The sequence below is a fragment of the Bradyrhizobium sp. B097 genome, assembly GCF_038957035.1.
Taxonomy (GTDB): domain Bacteria; phylum Pseudomonadota; class Alphaproteobacteria; order Rhizobiales; family Xanthobacteraceae; genus Bradyrhizobium.
Map to the genome: position 1 here is coordinate 2,946,953 of NZ_CP152412.1, position 20,257 is coordinate 2,967,209.

Annotated in this window: 17 protein-coding genes; 12 read left to right on the plus strand and 5 right to left on the minus strand. The window is 65.0% G+C overall.

All coding sequences use genetic code 11. The features are described 5' to 3' along the window. Positions 1 to 98 precede the first annotated feature (98 nt). Positions 99 to 1,409 carry an ABC transporter substrate-binding protein gene (locus tag AAFG07_RS13660; RefSeq protein ID WP_342727725.1) on the plus strand — a complete coding sequence of 437 codons (1,311 nt, stop codon included), beginning with the start codon at positions 99 to 101 and terminating at the stop codon, positions 1,407 to 1,409. A 73-nt stretch (positions 1,410 to 1,482) separates the two neighbouring features. Here AAFG07_RS13660 and AAFG07_RS13665 read toward each other — a convergent pair whose 3' ends face one another. After that, a complete protein-coding gene (locus AAFG07_RS13665; protein WP_342724545.1) occupies positions 1,483 to 2,565 on the minus strand; it encodes an ISAs1 family transposase in 1,083 nt (360 codons plus the stop codon). 274 nt (positions 2,566 to 2,839) lie between these two features. On the opposite strand from AAFG07_RS13665, the gene AAFG07_RS13670 reads away from it, so the two are divergent. The 5 genes from AAFG07_RS13670 to AAFG07_RS13690 all read left to right on the plus strand — a co-directional run bounded on the left by AAFG07_RS13670 (position 2,840) and on the right by AAFG07_RS13690 (position 7,292). Continuing rightward, positions 2,840 to 3,613 carry an ABC transporter ATP-binding protein gene (locus AAFG07_RS13670; protein WP_173637918.1) on the plus strand — a complete coding sequence of 258 codons (774 nt, stop codon included), beginning with the start codon at positions 2,840 to 2,842 and terminating at the stop codon, positions 3,611 to 3,613. Positions 3,614 to 3,618: 5 nt separating this feature from the next. Continuing rightward, the gene (locus tag AAFG07_RS13675) at positions 3,619 to 4,323 is read left to right on the plus strand and encodes an ABC transporter ATP-binding protein (RefSeq protein WP_342729148.1); all 705 of its coding nucleotides are present in this window, start codon (positions 3,619 to 3,621) and stop codon (positions 4,321 to 4,323) included. 170 nt (positions 4,324 to 4,493) lie between these two features. Next, positions 4,494 to 5,375, plus strand: a complete 882-nt coding sequence (locus AAFG07_RS13680; protein WP_342727726.1) for a branched-chain amino acid ABC transporter permease — start codon at positions 4,494 to 4,496, stop codon at positions 5,373 to 5,375. Continuing rightward, on the plus strand, positions 5,372 to 6,382 hold the full coding sequence (locus AAFG07_RS13685) for a branched-chain amino acid ABC transporter permease (protein ID WP_342727727.1): 1,011 nt from the start codon (positions 5,372 to 5,374) through the stop codon (positions 6,380 to 6,382). The genes AAFG07_RS13680 and AAFG07_RS13685 overlap by 4 nt, the downstream gene beginning before the upstream one ends. After that, positions 6,348 to 7,292 carry a polyphosphate kinase 2 family protein gene (locus tag AAFG07_RS13690; protein ID WP_342727728.1) on the plus strand — a complete coding sequence of 315 codons (945 nt, stop codon included), beginning with the start codon at positions 6,348 to 6,350 and terminating at the stop codon, positions 7,290 to 7,292. The genes AAFG07_RS13685 and AAFG07_RS13690 overlap by 35 nt, the downstream gene beginning before the upstream one ends. Positions 7,293 to 7,562: 270 nt before the next feature. Here the strand turns inward: AAFG07_RS13690 and AAFG07_RS13695 are convergent, their stop codons facing one another. Then, positions 7,563 to 9,782 carry a hypothetical protein gene (locus AAFG07_RS13695; RefSeq protein ID WP_342727729.1) on the minus strand — a complete coding sequence of 740 codons (2,220 nt, stop codon included), beginning with the start codon at positions 9,780 to 9,782 and terminating at the stop codon, positions 7,563 to 7,565. Between the two features lie 478 nt (positions 9,783 to 10,260). Further along, a complete protein-coding gene (locus AAFG07_RS13700; RefSeq protein ID WP_342727730.1) occupies positions 10,261 to 10,686 on the minus strand; it encodes a nuclear transport factor 2 family protein in 426 nt (141 codons plus the stop codon). Between the two features lie 126 nt (positions 10,687 to 10,812). On the opposite strand from AAFG07_RS13700, the gene AAFG07_RS13705 reads away from it, so the two are divergent. From AAFG07_RS13705 to AAFG07_RS13720, 4 genes are all read left to right on the plus strand, one after another. Beyond that, positions 10,813 to 11,382: an Ada metal-binding domain-containing protein gene (locus tag AAFG07_RS13705; protein ID WP_212310436.1), complete on the plus strand. Its 570-nt coding sequence runs from the start codon at positions 10,813 to 10,815 to the stop codon at positions 11,380 to 11,382. Positions 11,383 to 12,015: 633 nt separating this feature from the next. Beyond that, on the plus strand, positions 12,016 to 13,578 hold the full coding sequence (locus tag AAFG07_RS13710) for a 2-isopropylmalate synthase (protein WP_342727731.1): 1,563 nt from the start codon (positions 12,016 to 12,018) through the stop codon (positions 13,576 to 13,578). A 355-nt stretch (positions 13,579 to 13,933) separates the two neighbouring features. Next, positions 13,934 to 14,131 carry a hypothetical protein gene (locus tag AAFG07_RS13715; protein WP_342727732.1) on the plus strand — a complete coding sequence of 66 codons (198 nt, stop codon included), beginning with the start codon at positions 13,934 to 13,936 and terminating at the stop codon, positions 14,129 to 14,131. Positions 14,132 to 14,321: 190 nt separating this feature from the next. After that, positions 14,322 to 15,311, plus strand: a complete 990-nt coding sequence (locus AAFG07_RS13720; protein ID WP_342727733.1) for a LysR substrate-binding domain-containing protein — start codon at positions 14,322 to 14,324, stop codon at positions 15,309 to 15,311. Positions 15,312 to 15,363: 52 nt separating this feature from the next. Here AAFG07_RS13720 and mobA read toward each other — a convergent pair whose 3' ends face one another. Both mobA and AAFG07_RS13730 read right to left on the minus strand, forming a co-directional pair. Next, positions 15,364 to 15,996, minus strand: coding sequence for a molybdenum cofactor guanylyltransferase MobA (gene mobA, locus AAFG07_RS13725; protein WP_342727734.1), 633 nt, complete (start codon positions 15,994 to 15,996; stop codon positions 15,364 to 15,366). After that, positions 15,989 to 16,873, minus strand: coding sequence for a formate dehydrogenase accessory sulfurtransferase FdhD (locus AAFG07_RS13730; protein ID WP_342727735.1), 885 nt, complete (start codon positions 16,871 to 16,873; stop codon positions 15,989 to 15,991). Before AAFG07_RS13730 ends, mobA begins: the two co-directional genes overlap by 8 nt. A gap of 195 nt (positions 16,874 to 17,068) precedes the next feature. Here AAFG07_RS13730 and glp point away from each other — a divergent pair, with 195 nt between their 5' ends. Together glp and AAFG07_RS13740 are read left to right on the plus strand one after the other, a co-directional pair. Beyond that, positions 17,069 to 18,322: a gephyrin-like molybdotransferase Glp gene (glp, locus tag AAFG07_RS13735; RefSeq protein ID WP_342727736.1), complete on the plus strand. Its 1,254-nt coding sequence runs from the start codon at positions 17,069 to 17,071 to the stop codon at positions 18,320 to 18,322. A 208-nt stretch (positions 18,323 to 18,530) separates the two neighbouring features. Further along, positions 18,531 to 20,243: an NAD(P)H-dependent oxidoreductase subunit E gene (locus AAFG07_RS13740; RefSeq protein ID WP_342727737.1), complete on the plus strand. Its 1,713-nt coding sequence runs from the start codon at positions 18,531 to 18,533 to the stop codon at positions 20,241 to 20,243. The last annotated feature ends 14 nt before the right edge of the window (positions 20,244 to 20,257 follow it).

Sequence of the window (20,257 nt, forward strand, 5' to 3'; positions counted from 1 at the left end):
CGGACGCAGCCATCGCGCTTGACATCATCGGCCGCTCCCCTTGTGATAGGGCGGCACGAAAACAAAAAATGCAGTGCACAATCTCTGGGGAGGGATTCATGCCAGTCAGGAGGGCTGCCCGCTGGCTCGCGGGTCTGTCTGTCGCGATTGCGGTGCTCGGTGTGGCTTGTACCGCGCAGGCGCAAGATAAGAAGATCAAGATCGGCGTGATCTTCGATTTGACCGGACCGCTGGCCGGTGGCGGCTCCGAGCTGCAATATACCGGCGTCAAGATCATGCTCGACCATTACGCCAAGACCGGCGTCGAAGGGTACAAGGTCGAGGCCGTCTATGCCGACGCGCAGAGCAAGCCCGACATCGCCATCAACGAGGCCGTCCGCCTGCTCGAGCAGGAGAAGGTCGACATGGTGATGGGCTTCTTCTCCTCGGCGCAATGCGTGCCGGTGGCGGCCCGGGTCGACCAGATGAAGAAGTTCATGTGGATCACGACCTGCATCTCCTCGGGCGTATTCGACGGCAAGAACTACAAATACGTATTCCGCCCGCAAGCCGCCGGCAACCAGTACGGCATGATGACGACCGACTTCATCGCGCAATACTCGATGTCCAAGCTCGGCAAGGAGCCGAAAGACCTCCGCGTGGCCATCATCCATGAGGACGGCGCCTATGGTGTCGACGTCGCCAAGGGCAACGAAGCCGGTGCAAAGAAGGCCGGCTTCAACATCGTGCTCAAGGAGGGCTATTCGGCGACCGCGCCCGATCTGTCGGCGCTGGTGACCAAACTGAAGCGCGCCAAGCCCGATGTGATCTTCCACACCGGCTACAATCCGGACATTACGCTGTTGTTTCGCCAGGCGCGCGAGCAGGGGCTGAAGTTCGGCGCCATCGTCGGCCACGGCGCCGGCTATGGCGTCTATGAGAAGCTGAAGGAAGGCCTCGGCGCCGACGCCAACTATCTCTTCAACACCGACCCGATCTCGATCTGGCTCGCCAACCAGAACGGCATGGATGCCAAGCTGCCGCCGGTCATCAAGATGGTCGGTGAGGAGTTTGATCGGCTGAAGCCGGGCGTGCCGATCCGCTCCGCCCATGTCGGCATCGGCGCAGCCAACGCCTACGTGTTCCTCGACGACGTGCTGCCGCGCGCGATCAAGAAGTATGGCGGCATCGATCCGGATGCGCTGCGCAAGGCCGCGCTGGACACCGATATTCCCGAGGGCGGCACCATGCTCGGTTACGGCGTGAAGTTCTACGGCGAGGGCGAGCAGTACGCCGGGCAGAACGCGCGCTCGTTCCCGGTGGTGCTGCAATATATCGACGACAAATCCTATGTGGTGTGGCCGAAGAGCCAGATGCAGCGCGAGACCGTGCTGCCGCTGCCGGCCGGCACCACCTACAGCTACAAATAGCTCGCACAAGATGACATTAGATCGAATAGCTGCCGCGAAAAAACTGCGCTCCCTCTCCCGCTTGCGGGTAGGGCTATCGCATATGGCCAAGTACGGAGAGAAAGAATTCGTTGTTCCATCTGGCCTGGAGCATTTTGTGACTGATGCGAGACGGACCTGGGGTTGCCTGCAGGGCATTGATGGCCAGCTTGCGCATGACCGCGAGATTTTCCGCGGCATGACCCTTGCGGCTGCGGCAGGCATCCTCATCGAACAGAACGTCGAGAACCCAGTGCAGATTGTTCTCGATCCCCCAGTGGGCGCGCACGACGTCGAGCAATTTCTTGGCCGACAGCAGGCGCGAGGCCAAGAAATATCGGGCCGTGTGCTTAGCGGCCTTGCCGGCGCTGGCGCGCCAACTGTCGATCCGGCCGACGGCGGCGATAGCAGGGAAGTCGTATTGTTTTGCCAGGTTCGGCGCTGGCGCGACGGTGGCCTGCCGGCGCTCAATGCGGCCGTGAGCGGATGTCGGTCGCTGGCTCGCCCGCATCGGCTTTTGAACGGTGTCGAGCAGTGTCTTGACGGCTTTGAACAGCCGACCGCGATTGCTCTTGATGGCCAACACGTAGTGACCCTTCCGGTCACGGATGCGTTGTGCCGTGTCGGGTCGGCAATGCAAGGCGTCTGCGGTGACAAGAGCACCGTCCAGATCGAGAAGGGCAAGGACTTCGAGAACGCCGGCAACCTCGTTGCGGTTGGGAGCCTTCCGCTGAGCCAACGCCATGCGCGTGCCTGCGGCCCAGACGTTGACCATATGCAACGGCGTGGCCTGCCGTCCACGCGCGTAGGCCCCGCGCAGAGCCTTGCCGTCGATGCTGACTACTCCCTTGATGCCGAAGCCCTTGCTGAACTTGCGCAAAACCGCTTCCAGCCCCTTCGGGTCCAGCACCCGGAAGACGTTGCTGAAGGTGTCGTGGCTGGGGATACCGCATCTGAGTTCCAGGAATTGCCGCAGCAACTCCTCTCGGCCTTTGCCGAAGAACTCGAACTCGGTGCAGGTCTTGGCGCCAGCCAGCGTCGCCGCCAAGGCGATGACGAGAATCTCAACCAGATCGTGTCGGGTGTTGCTGGCGCGCGGGTCTTTGAGCGGACGAAACAGGCGCTTGAGCTTGCGCATTCCGGTCTCCCTCGGGAATCGAGAGACACCCAAAGAATCCAGTTCCAACCGCTTGGCAACACCACTCCACAGCCATATGCGATTCCCCTACGCTTGCGGGGGAGGGCTGGGGTGGGGGCTCTCTCCGCGAGTCTCATTGTGGAGAGAGCCCCCACCCGGACCGCATCTTCGATGCGTTCCGACCTCCCCCGCAAGCGGGAGAGGTGCAGCGAGTCCGCGGCCAAGCTGTCTCCACCTGACTTCTTCCTGCTCTAGCGCTCGCGAAAGGGACGCCGTGCTCGCCGTCGAAGGCCTGGTCAAGCGGTTTGGCGGCTTTTGCGCCGTCAACAACGTGTCGTTCCGCGTCGAGCAGGGCGAGATTCTCGGCCTGATCGGCCCGAACGGCTCGGGCAAGAGCACGATCTTCAACATGCTGTCGGGCACGCTGCCGCCGACCGAGGGCTCGATCCTGTTCGACGGCCGCGAGATCGCAGGCCTCGCCCCGCACCGGATCATCGTCGGCGGCATCGGCCGCACCTTCCAGATCCCGCGGCCGTTCCATCGGCTGAGCATTTTCGAGAATGTCGTGCTCGCCGGCTTCTATGGCCAGGGCCGCCACAGCCGCAGCAAGGCCGAGGAGGCGGCCGAGCGCGCGCTGGCGATGGTCGGCCTGCCGACCGATCGCCACAGCAGCGTCGAAGGCTTGGGCGCCGCCGGGTTGAAGAAGCTCGAACTCGCCAAGGCGCTCGCCACCGGCCCGAAACTCTTGCTCGCCGATGAAAGCCTCGGCGGTCTCGACGAGACCGAGATGGACCAGGCCGCCGACATGCTGCGCCGGATCCGCGACGAGCTCGGCATCACCATCATCTGGGTCGAGCACATCATGGGTGTCTTGATGCGGGTGGTCGACCGGGTGATGGTGCTCGATCACGGCGAGAAGATCGCCGAAGGCTTGCCGGCCGATGTCGCCGGCGATGCCAGGGTGATCGAAGTCTATCTCGGCACCGATGCGGATGCGAGCCTGGCTGCCGCCGTCGCCGAGCAGGCGCGCCGCCGGATCGGGGCGTGACCGGCATGCTGGAGCTCCGATCGATCGACGCGGGCTATGGCAGCTTCCAGGCGCTGTTCGACGTCAGCCTCGACGTCAAGGCGGGCGAGGCGGTCGGCGTGATCGGTCCGAACGGCGCCGGCAAGACCACCTTGATGCGCGTGATCTCGGGCCTGATCCGCCCGAGTAACGGCAAGATATCGATGGAGGGGGCCGACGTCGTCAAGACGCCGGCGCATCGCATCGTCAGCCTCGGGATTGCGCATGTGCCGGAGAACCGCCGGCTGTTTCCGCGGCTCACCGTGGCAGACAATCTGAAGATGGGCGCCTACATGCCCGGCGCGCGCGCACACTACGCCGAGCGGCTCGATTTCGTGTTCGAGCTGTTCCCGCGCATGAAGGAGCGTCGCCACCAGATGGCCGGCACCATGTCGGGTGGCGAGCAGCAGATGTGCGCGATCGGCCGGGCGCTGATGTCGAACCCGAAACTGCTGCTGCTCGATGAGCCCTCGGCCGGGCTCGCGCCGGTCGTGGTGCAGCAGGTGTTCGAGCTCGTCAAGCGCATCCGCGCCAGTGGGCTGACGGTGCTGATCGTCGAGCAGAACGTGCAGCAGGTGCTGCGCGTGGTCGACCGCGCGTATCTCCTGGAAGCCGGCAGCATCCGTGCCGCCGGCACGGCGGCGGAACTCGCGGCGAGCGACACCATCAAGCAGGCGTATCTCGGGGTGTAGGGGATGATTGGATCAACTCGGATGGTACTCTCCCTCTCCCGCTTGCGGGGGAGGGCTGGGGTGGGGGTCTCTCCGCGAATCGCATTGTGGAAAGAGCCCCCACCCGGATCGCATCTGAAGATGCGATCCGACCTCCCCCGCAAGCGGGAGAGGTAAGAAAGGCAGCGGCCATGCAATCCTTCCTCGACATCTTCGACATCTACCTGCTGGAGGCCGTCATCAACGGCATCCTGCTCGGCGGCGTGCTGGCGCTCCTGGCGCTCGGGCTCAACCTGATCTTCGGCGTCATCGACGTCACCTGGATCTGCTACGCCGAGCTCGTGATGATCGGCATGTACGGCATGTACTACCTCGTGCAGGTGTTCCATTTGCCATACTGGGCCGCCGCGCCGCTCGTCATCCTGCTGGTGGCGCTGCTAGGCGCCGCGCTGCATTTCCTGGTCATCGCGCCGCTCTTGACCGCGCCGCCGATCAACCAGCTGCTCGCCACCGGCGGCGTGCTGTTCATCCTGCAGAGCTTTGCCACCGTCGCCTTCGGCATCGACTTCCGCAATCTCGGCATCCGCCTGCCGGTGCTGGCGCTCGGCGAGATGAATTTCAGCTACGCACGACTATTGTCGTTCGGCGCGGCGCTGGTCGGCATGATCGGGGTCTATCTGTTCCTGACCCGCACCTTCACCGGCACCGCGATCCGCGCCATCGCGCAGGACCGCCAGATCATGCCGCTGATGGGCGTCGATCCCAAGCGGATCTATCTCGTCACCTCGGCGATCGGCGGCGGGCTCGCCGGGCTCGCCGCGTGCCTTCTGGTGCTGCAATATGACGTGCATCCGTTCGTCGGGCTGTCGTTCGGGCCGATCACCTTCCTGATCTGCGTGCTCGGGGGGCTCGGCAATTTCATCGGCGGCTTCATCGCGGCCTTCGTGTTCGCCGAGATCATCTCGCTCGGCGGCCTGTTTTCCGATCTCGAATGGGGCTACGTGCTGGCGTTCGCCTTCTTCATCGTCATGATGTTCATCCGGCCCGCGGGCCTCTTGGCGAGGCGCTCGTGAACAGGCAGGCCGCCGGCTGGATCATCGCGCTGCTCGCGCTCGTCGCGCTGCCCTTCGTGCACCGCGACCCCTATCATTTGCACGTGCTGGTGCTGATCCTGATCTGGTCGTTCGCCTATACGTCGTGGTCGATCATGGGCCGCTTCGGCCTGGTCTCGCTCGGCCATGGCGGCTTCATGGGCATCGGCGCCTATGTCACCGCGCTGCTGTGGAATCACCTCGGCGTCTCGCCCTGGATTGGCATTCCCCTCAGCATGGCGACCGCGGGTGTGCTCGCGCTCGTCGTCGCCTATCCCTGCTTCCGCTTCCGCATCACCGGCCACTATTTCGTGCTGGTGACTCTGGCGCTGTCGGGCATCGTGCTCCAGGTCATCACCGCGACCCGCGACTATACCGGCGGCTCGCTGGGCTACACGCCGCAGCGCGCGCCGAGCGGCAAGGGGCTGTTGGCGCTGCAATTCGACGACAAGATCACCTGGTATCTGATCGCGCTCGCAGTCTGGGTCGCAGGCCTCGTGATCTGGCGCGCGATCGACCGCAGCATGATCCGCCACGCCATGGAGGCGATCTCGGAAGATGAGGACGCGGCGGCCGCGGCCGGCGTCAATGTCACCGCCGAGAAGCTCAAGATCACCCTGATTAGCGCGCTGATGACCGCGCTCGCCGGTGCGCTCTACTGCCAGTACCAGATGTTCATCTCGCCGGACACGGTGAGCGGCATCGCGGTCTCGCTGCAAATGGTGTTCGCGGCGATCGTCGGCGGCGTCTATGTGGCGCTGGGACCGACGGTTGGGGCCGTCATCACCATCGTGCTGGCGGAGGTGCTGCGCATTTCGTTCGGCACCAAGGCGGTCGGCTGGGACAATCTGGTCTATGGCGTGCTGCTGGTGCTTTTCATCATCTTCCTGCCCAAAGGCATTCTTGGTAGCGTGATCGACCGGATCAAATCGCCACGCAAGCCGTCGAGAGGCCATGAGCAGCAAACCGTCCCCATCGCTCGCCGATGAACTGAAGCCCTTCGTCGCGCCGTTCCGTTTCGACGGGTCGGGCGAATTTCACCTCAAATCGTATCCGACCGCCGAGAAGGGCGGCATCGACAAGGACGCCGGCGGCAAGATCATCGAGACCAACCGCAAGCGGCTCAACGATTTCCAGGAGAAGCTCTACGCCCAGGACCGCTGGTCGCTGCTGCTGATCTTCCAGGGCATGGATGCCGCCGGCAAGGACAGTGCGATCAAGAGCGTGTTCGAGGGCGTCAACCCGCAGGGCTGCGAGGTCTCCTCGTTCAAGCAGCCCTCGACCAAGGAGCTCGACCACGATTTCATGTGGCGCGCCATGATCGCGCTGCCGGAGCGCGGCCACATCGGCATCTTCAACCGCTCCTATTACGAGGAATGCCTGGTGGTGCGGGTACATCCAGAGGTGCTCGGCAAGCAGAAGCTCCCGAAGAAGCTGGTGACCAAGGATATCTGGCGCGAACGCTTCGAGGACATCTCCGCGATCGAGCGCTATCTGTCCCGCAACGGCACCATGATCCTGAAATTCTTCCTGCATGTCTCCAAGGAGGAGCAGCGCCGGCGTTTCCTCGACCGGCTCGAGGAGCCGGCCAAGAACTGGAAGTTCTCGATGGCCGACGTCACCGAGCGCGCGCTGTGGGCCAAGTACCAGGCCGCCTACCAGGACATGATCCACCACACCGCGACCGGGGAGGCACCCTGGCACATCGTGCCCGCCGACCACAAATGGTTCGCCCGCGTCGTGATCGGCTCGACCATCGTCAATGCGCTCGACAGGCTCGAGCTGAAATTCCCCGAGGTCGACAAGGCCGAGTTGAGCGAATTCAAGCGCGTCCGCGCGGCGCTGGAAGCGGAAGCCAAGGGCGGCGCAGCCGAGAAGAAGGCGCCCGCCAAGAAGTAGCGTGCGCCGTCTGTCGTTCGCGTCGTCATCAAGTGAGGTGAGCACGCCGGTCAGGCTCCCTCCCCCCTTGCGGGGGAGGGCGGGGAGAGGGGTGGCCCCCGGGCGAGATGATCGACGTGAGCACCTTCGGAATCTCGAGCGTCGTCGACAGACAAACCGAGAGCACGCCGTGCGGCACCCCTCTCCCTAACCCTCCCCCGCAAGGGGGGAGGGAACCCTACTTCCGGTGCGTCCCTTACTCCCGCGCGGCATCAAGTGCACCAGCCGCCGCTATCCCTTCCGCGAGGGCATCCAGGCGGACAGCAGATAGAAGCCGATCGCGACGATCAGGAGATAGCGGAAGCCGAGCAGGGTCGAGCACGACTCGGCGAGGCCGCCGATCACGGATCCCGCGATGTTGGAGCCGAACGCCTGATCGGGATTGGCTTCGTCGCGGAACGAGCGGGCGAAGATCACGCCGGCGAAGAACATCGGGCCGAGCGCCAGCGCGCACGGGATCACGTAGCGCCAGACGATGCCGCCGCTGAGGAACGTGTCGAGCGGCACCAGCACCGAGACCGCCAGCAGCGCCAGCAGCCCGGCATAGTGCCGCGCCAGCCGGGTCGACGGCACCTTGATCACGTACAAATTGGCGGCGAGGATCAACAATAACGCGGTGAAGAACACCGCCGAGTTGACCAGCCAGGTGCTGCCGAACAGCAGCGCCATCTGCACCACCGCCTTGGTCTCGAGCAGCATGAACGCTGCGCCGAGGAAGAACATCCGGTTGTTGGGCCGCCAGGCGCCCTTCGGCTTGAACAGATAGACGAGGCCAAGCCCGAGCACGCCGAGCAGGATCATCGAGCGAACGGTCAGATCGGGGATCAGCCGGCCGCTGACATAGAGGAACGGCCAGTCGTCGCTGGTCGATTGCTTGGCGCCATCATTGTCGACCACCAGTTTCGCCGGCGCCAGCGGCACCCAGTCGCCGTGCTGGGCGGCAGCCTTGCCCTGTCCCTTGTCCTGTCCCTTTTCTTGCGGCTTGTCGAAGCCGTTGACCGCCAGGTTTTCCGGCGGAATGCTGTTCAGCCAGAACTGGCCGCGGTCGCGGAATGCGGTCGAGATGCGCGGATTGCAGCCCGCGATGATGGTGGTGAAGCCGACCGCTTCGGACGAGGTCAGCGTTTCCTTGTAGGGCAGCGGCAGGACCAGCGGATCGCAGCCGAACACCTGCTTGGCCATCTCGGCCACGCGTTGCACGATCCAGCCCTGGCGATAGTAGTTGTACATCACGAAGACGCCGTCCTGCTTCAGCACGCGGCGGACGTCCTGGAACGCCTGTTCGGTGAACAGATAGCTTTCGAGGCGGATGTTGGCGTAGCCGCTGTGCAGGATCAGCGAGTCGACGAGCGCATACACGACCAGATCGTATTTGCGTTCGGTGGTGCGCAGGAAATGCCGGCCGTCGTCGAGATGCGGCACCACCCTCGGGTCCTGATAGGGCTTGTCGGGATGGTTGTGGATGCCGATGTTCTGGATCACGGGATCGATCTCGACTGCATCGATGCGCTCGACGCCGAAGCGCAACGCGTGCGCCAGGTCGTTGCCGGAGCCGGCGCCGATGATCATGACGTTCTTGAACGGCGCGCCGCCGCTGTGCTTCTGCAGCAGGTGGATCAGTGAATAGGACGAGCCGCGTTCGCTGAACGGCATCATCTCCTGATGGCCGATGCTGTTGACGGTGATCACGCCGTTCGATTTGTTGAGGTCGACGGCGTAGTAGGGCGACCAGCGGATGTCGTGGCTGTCGGAACGATCGGTGTAGTAGGCGGTAAATCCCACCACGATGATGATCGTCGCAAGGCGCAGGATCGACAGCGCCTTGTCCTGGTAGAGCAGGTAGACGATGCCGGCGCAGCTGATTCCGAACCAGACCACCGGCGGTGCCTGCGCGAACGACAGCAGCGAGAACCCGACGATCCCCGCGAGGCTGCCGCCGATATTCAGCGAATAGCCGGCGACGCGGTTGGGGTAGGCGTCGAAGGCGCGGCCGAGCGTCTGGCCGAGGCCGACGAACATCAGCGCGATCAGCACGAAGAACAGCCCGGCGATCGCCTCGATCGGCACGACGAACTTGGCGAGATCCGGGTTGCGATACTCGGTGCCGAAAAACACCTCCTGGGGCGAGGCCTGATGGCCGACGTCGACCGCGAACTGGCCCCAGTTGGAATACAGCACCATGATCGTGGCCACTGCAGCGAAGGTCACGAGGGCGAGCCCCGGAAACAGCGCAAGCCAGTTGGTGGTCCGCCGCGCGGCAAGGCAGCCGCAGGACATGCCGAGGAAGGCCGCGAGCAGCACGATATTGGTGAAGAATTGCAGGAACACGACCTTGGCCGAGAACCAGCGGATGCAGGCCAGTTCGAGAAACAGGATCAGGAATCCGACCAGGAAGAGATTGAAGCCGGCTTGGCGCTGATTGGGCCCATCGGCCAGGTTCGTCGTGGGCATGATCCTGATATCTCCTTAACCAACCAAAGGACGCGCCCTAACACCCGGTCGCCGCCGGCACACTAGATGCAACCAGTTGAGCAAAGATTGATTTGCCCGGCCGCGTACGTGCCGCGGTTGACGCCGCTGCCACGCACGGAGTCATGGTGTAGGAAAGGTTTCGCTGCGGGGGAGTCACGCCCGCCTTTGTCCCGGCGTCGATTGTCGATGTGAGGACCGACAGGGTCACGTGAGGCGAGCACTCTCTTCGGCTCCCTCCCCCCTTGCGGGGGAGGGTGGGGAGAGGGCTAAGCCCCAGGCGAGATGATCGTGGGAGTGTCGCCTTCGCAATCTCGATCGTGCGTTGTTGTAGAAGCGTACATCGAGAGAGGGCGCCATGCGGCCACCCCTCTCCCTAACCCTCCCCCGCAAGCGGGAGGGAACCCTTCGCCTGTGCGTCCCTCACAAGAGCGCCAGAGTGTCGGCGCAGGTGCACCAATCACGCCGCAGCCTCTCCGAACACCATCTGCCAGCCCTTGCGCGTATCCATGTATTCCCGAACCTGCTTGATGCGGCCTGCCTCGACCACGAACACGAAGCAGTAGTCATTGTCATAGCGCCGGCCGTCCGGCAGCGTCGCGCGCATGCGCTCCTCGACGATCACGCTGTCGCCGTCGGCATGAACGGCGCGGAACGCGATGTCGATCTCGGTGAACAGGCGATGCATCTCGGTTGCGATGAAGCGGGCGATCGCATCCGCGCCGATCATGTGATCGGTGTGATCGAGCGCGACCGCGGTGGCGTTGCGGGCCGGCGCGATCCATTCGGCATCCGGTGCGAACAATGCGGCGATCAGGTTGGCGTCGCGGGTCCTGAACGTCTGCCAGGCGTTGAGGACGATTTGCTTGTTGGTTGGGCTCGTCATTGCGATGTCTCCAGGGGGTGACCGATCGGCTCGATCTAGGGCAGCGCGGCGAGGCACGCTGGCCGAAATCGGACCTCATCATCGCCGGCCACTTTCCCCGATCGTGCGATGCGCTAGTGTGCGGCCATGCTCAGCTTCGAGGTCTGCAACGCTGCGCGGCTGCGGCGCGACGCGCGCTATGACGGCCGCTTCTTCACCGCGGTGAAGACGACCCGGATCTATTGCCGCCCGGTCTGTCCGGTGAAGCACCCGCTGCCGCGCAACGTCACCTACTACCCGACAGCTGCCGCGGCCGAGGCGGCGGGCTATCGGCCGTGCCTGCGCTGCCGTCCCGAAACCGCGCCGTTCTGTCCGGCCTGGAACGGCACGCGCTCCACAGTTGCGCGCGCGCTGAAGCTGATCGACGGCGGCGCGCTGGAGCGCGGCTCGGTTGCTGCCCTGGCCGACCGGCTCGGCATCACCTCGCGCCATCTCGGGCGGCTGTTCGAGCGCCATGTCGGCGCCAGCCCGCAGCAGGTCGCGACCACCCGCCGCGTGCAGCGCGCCAAGCGGCTGATCGACACCACCGATGACGCGATGACCGAGATCGCCTTCCGCGCCGGCTTCGGCAGCGTCCGCCGTTTCAACGCCGCCTTCGCCGGTCTCTATGGCCGCTCGCCGTCGAGCCTGCGCGCGTCTTCGCGCGGGCGGAGGTGAGGTGGCAGGTGTGAGGTGAGCACATCGGTTTGGCTCCCTCCCCCCTTGCGGGGGAGGGTTGGGGAGAGGGGTAGGCCCCGGGCGCGATCGTTGGTGGGAGCGCTGCTTTCGCAATCTCGACCGCGCATCGTCGAAAGCCAAATCGAAGGAGCGCGTCGGCACCCCCCTCCCTAACCCTCCCCCGCAAGGGGGGAGGGAACCCTTCCACCAGTGCACCCCTTACCGTGGCGGCTGTCCCATATGCTCACCGTTGATAGGTCAACCCCGTTGACCATCTTTACCCATTGCGGCGGCTTGCCATAATCGTCTAGAACGACGACGCATAGCGCGTCCCGGCAACCAATCGTCAAGGGTTTTGACCGAGGATTTCGGCGCTCAACAGGGTCTGGCAATGCTGATTCGCGGCCAAATCGATGGGATTTCGGGGGAGGTGGCCCAGGCTACCGCCACGATCCCGGCCGCGGCGCCCACCCTGCTTATTGGCGGCCTTCTTCTTACCTGCCCCTGAGGGCCGGCTGGGCGTTTGCGCCTGGGCACTCAGGGGTTTGTACGAGATCACCGGACCCTGATAATCGCCCAGTAATTGCTCAAGGAGCAACATGACGGGCGCAGAAGCTTAAAGGAATTTCTCACATGGCCACCGTGAACAAGTCCGAGAAGGACCGCGTCATCATTTTCGACACCACCCTGCGCGACGGCGAGCAGTGCCCCGGCGCCACCATGACCTTCGAGGAGAAGCTCGAGGTCGCCGAGCTGCTGGACGATATGGGCGTCGACGTCATCGAGGCCGGCTTCCCCATCACCTCGGAAGGCGACTTCCAGGCAGTCAGCGAGATCGCCCGCCGCTCCAAGAACGCGGTCATCGCGGGGCTGTCCCGCGCCCATCCGGCCGACATCGACCGCTGCGCCGAAGCCGTCAAGTTCGCCCGCCGCGGCCGCGTCCACACCGTGATCGCGACCTCGCCGCTGCACATGCGGGTGAAGTTGAACAAGACGCCTGAGGAGGTGCTGGAGACCTCGGTCGCAATGGTCGCCCGCGCCCGCAACCAGATCGACGACGTCGAATGGTCGGCCGAGGACGGCACCCGCAGCGAGATGGACTATCTGTGCCGGATCGTCGAAGCGGTGATCAAGGCCGGCGCCACCACGGTGAACATCCCCGACACCGTCGGCTACACCGTGCCGGAGGAATACACCCACTTCATGCGGACGCTGATCGAGCGGGTGCCGAACTCCGACAAGGCGATCTTCTCGGTGCACTGCCACAACGATCTCGGCATGGCGGTCGCGAACTCGCTGGCCGGCATCGTCGGCGGCGCGCGTCAGGTCGAGTGCACCGTCAACGGCATCGGCGAGCGCGCCGGCAATGCCGCGCTGGAAGAGATCGTGATGGCGATCAATGTGCGGAACGACAAGTTTCCGTACTGGAACAAGATCGACACCACCCAGCTGACCCGCGCCTCGAAGGTCGTGTCGGCCGCCACCTCGTTCCCGGTGCAGTATAACAAGGCGATCGTCGGCCGTAACGCGTTCGCCCATGAGAGCGGCATCCATCAGGACGGCGTGCTGAAGGACGCCTCGACCTACGAGATCATGCGGCCCGAGATGGTCGGCCTGAAGCAGTCCTCGCTGGTGCTCGGCAAGCATTCCGGCCGCCACGCCTTCATCCACAAGCTGGAGGAGATGGGCTACAAGCTCGGCGCCAACCAGCTGGAGGACGCCTTTACGCGGATGAAGGCGTTGGCCGACCGCAAGAAGGACATCTACGACGAGGACATCGAGGCGCTGGTCGACCAGGAGATGGCGGCCGCGCACGACCGCATCAAGCTGGCCTCGCTGACCGTGATCGCCGGCACCCATGGTCCGCAGCGCGCGACCATGAAGCTCGACGTCGACGGCCAGATCAAGATCGAGGAAGCCGAGGGCAACGGTCCGGTCGATGCCGTCTTCAACTGCATCAAGCGTCTGGTGCCGCACGAGGCCAAGCTGGAGCTGTATCAGGTCCACGCCGTGACCGAAGGCACCGACGCACAGGCCGAAGTCTCGGTGCGTCTCGCCCATGAAGGCCGTTCGATGACCGCGCGCGCCGCCGATCCGGACACGCTGGTCGCGTCCGCCAAGGCCTATCTCGGCGCGCTGAACAAGATCGTGATGAAGCGCCAGCGCGACGTCCCGGCGACCAAGGTCGCGGGCTGACCGTTCGCTCGATCAAAGCATTCGGAAACGCGGCGCCTCGGCGCCGCGTTTTTGTTTGGGTGCGCAGATCTAAATCCGTCATCCTGAGGTGCGAGCGAAGCGAGCCTCGAAGGATGAATCGGCCCCACCGTTGCAACGCGGGGCGGTCGCCTCGCGGAAAAAGCCGGGCCATCGCCCTTCGAGGCTCGCTACGCGAGCACCTCCAGCGACAAAGGCAAAGCCTTTGCGCGGGGGTGACGGTGAGAGATTGCGTGCAGCGGGTTAGGCGCAGCCGTAATCCGCCGCTCCTTGCGCGGAACCGAGATGGCGGGTTACGCTTCGCTAACCTGCGCTACCCTTTCCGCTGGAGTGCATCGTGAACGTTCCCGCGATCAGCTTTGTCGACAAAGAATTAGGAGATGAGGGGCTGGTGCTCGTCCGCGTGACCGGAGCCGCAGTCGGACTGGCCGTCTCGCTGCGAAAGAATGGAGATATCGAGGTCGTATTCGGAGCAGAGGAGTTGGATCGCATCATCGGCGCGTTGGAAGCGGCGCGTTTGGCGCTTCGTGCTTGAAAAGAAGCTCCGTCGCTGAGCGACGGCGGGGGCGCCGACGCCTCGCTCTTCAATCGGCTTGGGATGGAATTCGTAGTTCTGCTTCATTTTTGGAGTAATTTCCCAACAATCCGCTTTATCCCGCATTGCTTTGGAATCTTCCGCGCCACCTCCAGCGCTACCCTGCGGTCTTTCCGCGGGGACATCGCTCATGCCGCTTGCCTCCATCGACGTCGACATCCCGCGCGCCGCCACGCCGGCGGAGACCGCGCTCACCCGCCGGGTCGATCTCACCACGCTTCGCCTGTTCGTCGCCGTCTGCGACGAGCAGAACCTCACCCGCGCCGCGCAGCGCGAGGGGATCGCGGCTTCCGCAGTGTCGAAGCGGATGAATGATTTCGAGCTGGCGTTCGGCGTCACGCTGTTCAAGCGGCTCGCCAAGGGCATGGCGCTGACGCCGGCCGGCGAGGCGCTGCTGCATCACGCCCGGGTCACGCTGCTCAATGTCGAGAAGATCGCGGTCGAGCTGTCGGAATATTCGCAAGGCGTGCGCGGCCATGTCCGCATGCTCGCCAACCTCTCGGCGATCGTGCAGTATCTGCCCGAGGACCTCTCCGCCTTCTTCGCGGCGCACGAGCTGCTCCGCGTCGATCTGCAGGAGCGGCCGAGCGGGCAGGTGGTGCGCGGCATCGAGGAGGGCGCGGCCGAGCTCGGCATCTGCTCGGCCGAGGCCGACAGCCGCGCGCTCGAAACCTTTCATTACCGCTACGACAATCTGGTTGTCGTGATGCGGCCGGACCATCCGCTGGCCGGCCGCGGGAAACTGCTGTTCACCGAGACGCTCGATTTCGACCACATCGGCCTGCACACCGCGAGCTCGATCTATCTGCGCTCGCAATATGCGGCGACGCAAGCCGGCAAGACGATGCGGCTGCGCATCAACGTGCCCGGCTTCGATGCAGTCTGCCGCATGGTGCAGGCCAATATGGGCCTCGGCCTGATTCCCGATCGCGCCTTCGCGGTGGTCGGCGCCGGCATGGGTCTTCGTGCCATCCCCCTGCGGGACGATTGGGGGCGGCGCGAGCTGAAGATCGTGGTCCGCGATGCCGCGCACCTGTCCGCAACCGGCCGCCTGATGCTGGACTATCTGCGCGCCGTGGAAACGGATCGGAGAGGGCGGGCCGGCGGACAGCTCGGCTAGCTGCGTGCGTGCTCGCAGCCGGGGATGTCCGTTCCGGACGCAAGCGAGCGTCTTAGCCGCCGTCGAGTGCGGCGAGGCGATCGGCTTCCATGATGTCTTCAACGGTGTTGGCGTTGAAGAACGGATCCAGCGGCTCGCTCGGCCATTCGACCGTCGCCAGCGGATAGCGCGCGGTCCAGCGATCGATCTTGCGCACGTCCTCAACGACCAGCGCATGGCGCAATTCGTTCCGCAGACGCACGCTCCAGAGACCGATGACCGGATGCGTCTGGCCGCCGGATGAGGCGACCGCGAGTTCGGCATTCCGCGCGCTGCGTGCTTGCTCGAGGCGCGCGACAAGATCGCGCGGGAGAAACGGACAGTCGCCCGCCGCGCTCAGCACCCATTTCGCATCCGGCCGGTTGGCGGCGGTCCAGTCGAGCGCGGCCAGGATGCCGGCGAGGGGGCCGGGATAATCGGCGACATCGTCGGCGACGACCGGAAGGCCGAAGGCGGCGAAGCGCGTGGGGTCGCCGTTAGCGTTGATGATCAGCCCGCTGCATTGCGGAGCGAGACGGTCGATCACCCGCTGCAGAATGGTCCGGCCGGCGATCTTGCGCATCGGCTTGTCGCCGCCGCCCATCCGCCGCGCGAGGCCGCCGGCAAGCAGCACGCCCGGGATGCCAGTGCCCGGGATATCAGTCATTGTCGGCCTCGCCTTTGCGCTTGTGCCGCATCGATTCCTCTTCGACGTAATCAAGGTTCTGGTCGTAGACGATCCGCTCCTGGCCCGACAGCGCGATAAAGCGCTTGCCGCGCGCGCGCCCGACCAGCGTCAGCCCGACCTGCCGCGCCAGATCGACGCCCCAGGCGGTGAATCCGGAGCGGGAGACCAGGATCGGGATGCCCATCCGCACCGTCTTGATCACCATCTCGGAGGTGAGCCGCCCAGTGGTGTAGAGGATCTTGTCGGTCGGATCGACATTGTGGCGATAGATCCAGCCCGCGATCTTGTCGACGGCGTTGTGCCGGCCGACATCCTCGGTGTAGCAGACCGGCGTGCTCTCCTTGCACAGCACGCAGCCGTGGATGGCGCCCGCTTCCAGATAGAGTGACGGCATCGTGTTGATGGTGTGCGTCATCCGGTAGAGCCACGAGGTCCGCAGCTCGGCCTTCGGCAGCGCGACCTTCTCGACGGCTTCGAGCAGGTCGCCGAACGCCGTGCCCTGGGCGCAGCCCGAGGTCTGCGTGCGCTTCTTCAGCTTCGCCTCGAAATTGGTGTGGTGCTCGGTGCGGACCACCACCACCTGGAGATCGTCGTCATATTCGACCTCGGTGACGACGTCGTCGTATTTCAGCATGTTCTGATTCAGGAGGTAGCCGAGCGCGAGGTATTCTGGATAGTCGTTGATCGTCATCATCGTGACGATCTCCTGCGCGTTGAGATACAGCGTCAGCGGTCGCTCGACCGGTACCCTGATCTCGGTCGGCGCGCCGGTCTGATCGATGCCGATGACGCGCTCGGTCAGTCGCGGATCGTCCGGGTCTGGAACAATAACGGGCGCGGTGGTCTTCTTGGTCACAGGTCGGCGTCCCAATGGGTTCACATGGCAGCGAAGCAGGGGATATAAGCACGATCGGAGACGGACTGGCCACTCTCCGCCGCCTCGCCGGAACTGCCAATGATTCGTCACGGATGGTCCGGCTTTGAGGATAACGCCGCGGTTCGCGATGTGGGTCGAACAAATCTTGTCGATGGCCGAGGACTGAGGGACATCATGGCGCAGCTTTCCGACGACTGCTTCGCTTTCGGCGGACCGATGATGTCGGTCGACGAGGCCGTCGCGATCATCGCCTCGCGCGTCAAGCCGGTCGGCGAGACGGAAGCTGTTGCCTTGGTCGACGCCGACGGGCGCATCCTTAGCCACGACGTGGCAGCGCCGCTGCCGCTGCCGCCTTTCATGAATTCCGCCGTCGACGGCTACGCGGTGTCAGGCGCAGACCTGCCGGCGAGCGGCGAGCGCGCGTTTGCCGTCGCGGGGCGTGTGCAGGCGGGAGCGCCGGCCGAGCCCGCGCGGCCCGGCCAGGCGGTGCGGATCTTCACCGGTGCGCCGATGCCCGACGGCACCGACACCGTGTTCATGCAGGAAGACGTGCGGATCGACGATGCGGGCAACGTGATCCTGCCGTCGGGCCTGAAGGTCGGCGCCAACGTGCGTCCTGCTGGCGAGGACATTCCGCGCGGCCATGTCGCACTGGCGGCGGGTCGGCGGCTGCGCCCGCAGGACATCGCGGTCGCCGCGGCCTTCGGGCTCACCACGCTCGACGTGGTGCGACGCCTGCGCGTCGGGGTGTTCTCGACCGGCGACGAGCTGGCCGTGCCGGGGAGCCCGCGCGCCGAAGCGCAGCTGTTCGATTCCAACCGCTTCATGCTGATCGCGATGTTGCGGCGGCTCGGTTGCGAGGTCGGCGATCTCGGCATCCTGCGCGACGAACGGGCCGAACTTGCTGCCGCGCTCAAGCAGGCCGCACGACGCTACGACCTGATCCTGACCACCGGCGGCGTCTCGACCGGCGAAGAGGACCACGTCAAGGCCGGCATCGAACAGGCCGGTTCGCTGGTGCTGTGGCGGATGGCGATCAAGCCGGGCCGCCCGGTGGCGATGGGAATCATCGACGGCACGCCGCTGATCGGCCTGCCCGGCAATCCGGTGGCGAGCTTCGTCACCTTCGTTCACGTGGTGCGGCCGACCGTGCTGGCGCTGTCGGGAGCGGTGCCGTCCGGCTTGCTGCCGATGCCGGTTCGGGCCGCCTTCAGCTACAAGAAGAAGAGCGGGCGCCGCGAATATGTCCGCGCCTCGCTGCGCCGGGCGACGGACGGCGCGCTGGAGGCGATCAAGTTTCCGCGCGAAGGGGCCGGCCTGTTGTCGTCGCTGATCGAGACGGATGGGCTGATCGAGCTCAGCGAAGCCGTCGTGCGGGTCGAGCCGGGCGATGCGGTCGGCTTTCTCGGCTACGCCGACCTGCTCTGAGGCCGCGGACGCGGTCGAGATCGCGCGAGCCGGATGCTCGCGCGATTGGGAATTCAGATCGACCGATAGGCAAACATTAACAACGGCCTGCGCGGCAACCCGACGCTGCTAGAGGCGTTCTAAATGTGCTTGCCTGTGGCATGCCAGAGAATAGAGTTGGGTCGAACCGGCGCAACTTGCGCAAAGCCGGGTTCCAAGGCGAGGTTTCATGAGTGGAGACGACGTTCACAAGGTCCGCGCGTTCGAGCATCCTGGAGCAGGCAGGAAGCGCGCGAAAGCCACGCCCAAAGGACGCCAGGTCGACCCTGCGGCCGCTCATGAGATCGAGGCGCTGCTCGCGGATCGGCCGAGGCGTCGCGACCTGCTGATCGAATACCTGCATCTGATCCAGGACAAGTATCACCAGATCTCGGCGCAGCATCTTGCGGCGCTCGCCGACGAGATGAAGCTGTCATTCGCCGAAGTGTTCGAGACCGCGACCTTTTATGCGCATTTCGACATCGTGAAGGAAGGCGAGCCTGACATCGCGCCGCTCACCGTGCGTGTCTGCGATTCGCTGACCTGCGCGATGCTCGGCGGCGAGAAGCTTTTGAAGGACCTCCAGAATCGCGCCGGCCCCGGCATCCGCGTGGTGCGGGCGCCGTGCGTCGGCCGATGCGACACCGCACCCACCGCCGAGGTCGGCCACAACTTCGTCGATCATGCGACCGTCAGCAACGTGCTCGCTGCGACGAAGAGCGGCGACACCCATGTGCATCTACCCGCCTACATCGACTACGACGCCTATGTCGCCGACGGCGGATACAAGCTGCTGGCGCGGCTGCGCTCGGGCGAGTTGCCGCGGGAAGACCTTTTGAAGGCACTCGACGATGCGTCGCTGCGCGGTCTCGGCGGTGCCGGTTTCCCGACCGGCCGCAAATGGCGCGCCGTGCTCGGCGAGCCCGGTCCGCGGCTGATGGCGGTGAACGGCGACGAAGGCGAGCCCGGCACGTTCAAGGACCGATACTATCTCGAGACCGATCCGCATCGTTTCCTCGAGGGCATGCTGATCGGGGCCCACGTGGTCGAGGCGCCCGAAGTCTACATCTACATCCGCGACGAGTACCCGGCCTGCCGCGAGATCCTTGCGCGCGAGATCGCAAAGCTTCCGCCTGGTGGACCTGTGCTGCATCTGCGGCGTGGCGCCGGCGCCTATATCTGCGGCGAGGAATCCTCGCTGCTGGAATCGATCGAGGGCAAGCGCGGCCTGCCGCGGCACAAGCCGCCATATCCGTTCCAGGTCGGGCTGTTCGGCCTGCCGACGCTGATCAACAACATCGAGACGCTGTGGTGGGTGCGCGACATCGTCGAGAAGGGCGCCGAGTGGTGGAAGAGCCACGGCCGCAACGAGCGCCACGGCCTGCGCAGCTTCTCGGTGTCGGGACGTGTCAAGGATCCCGGCGTCAAGCTCGCGCCGGCCGGCATCACCCTGCGCCAGCTGATCGACGAGTTCTGCGGCGGCATGGCCGACGGCCATACTTTGCAGGCCTATCTGCCGGGCGGCGCGTCCGGCGGCATCCTGCCGGCCTCGATGGACGACATCCCGCTCGATTTCGGCACGCTGGAGAAATACGGCTGCTTCATCGGCTCCGCCGCGGTCATCGTGCTCTCGCAGGCCGATGACGTCAGGGAGGCCGCGCTGAACCTGATGAAGTTCTTCGAGGATGAGAGCTGCGGGCAATGCACGCCTTGCCGCGCAGGAACCGAGAAGGCGGCGCTCTTGATGCAGCAACCGGTCTGGAACAAGGAGCTGCTCGACCAATTGAGCCAGGCGATGCGCGATGCGTCGATCTGCGGGCTCGGTCAGGCGGCCTCCAATCCGCTGACCTCGGTGATCAAATATTTTCCGGACGGGTTTCGTCCGCAGCAAGCCGCCGAATAGGCGGACCACGCAGG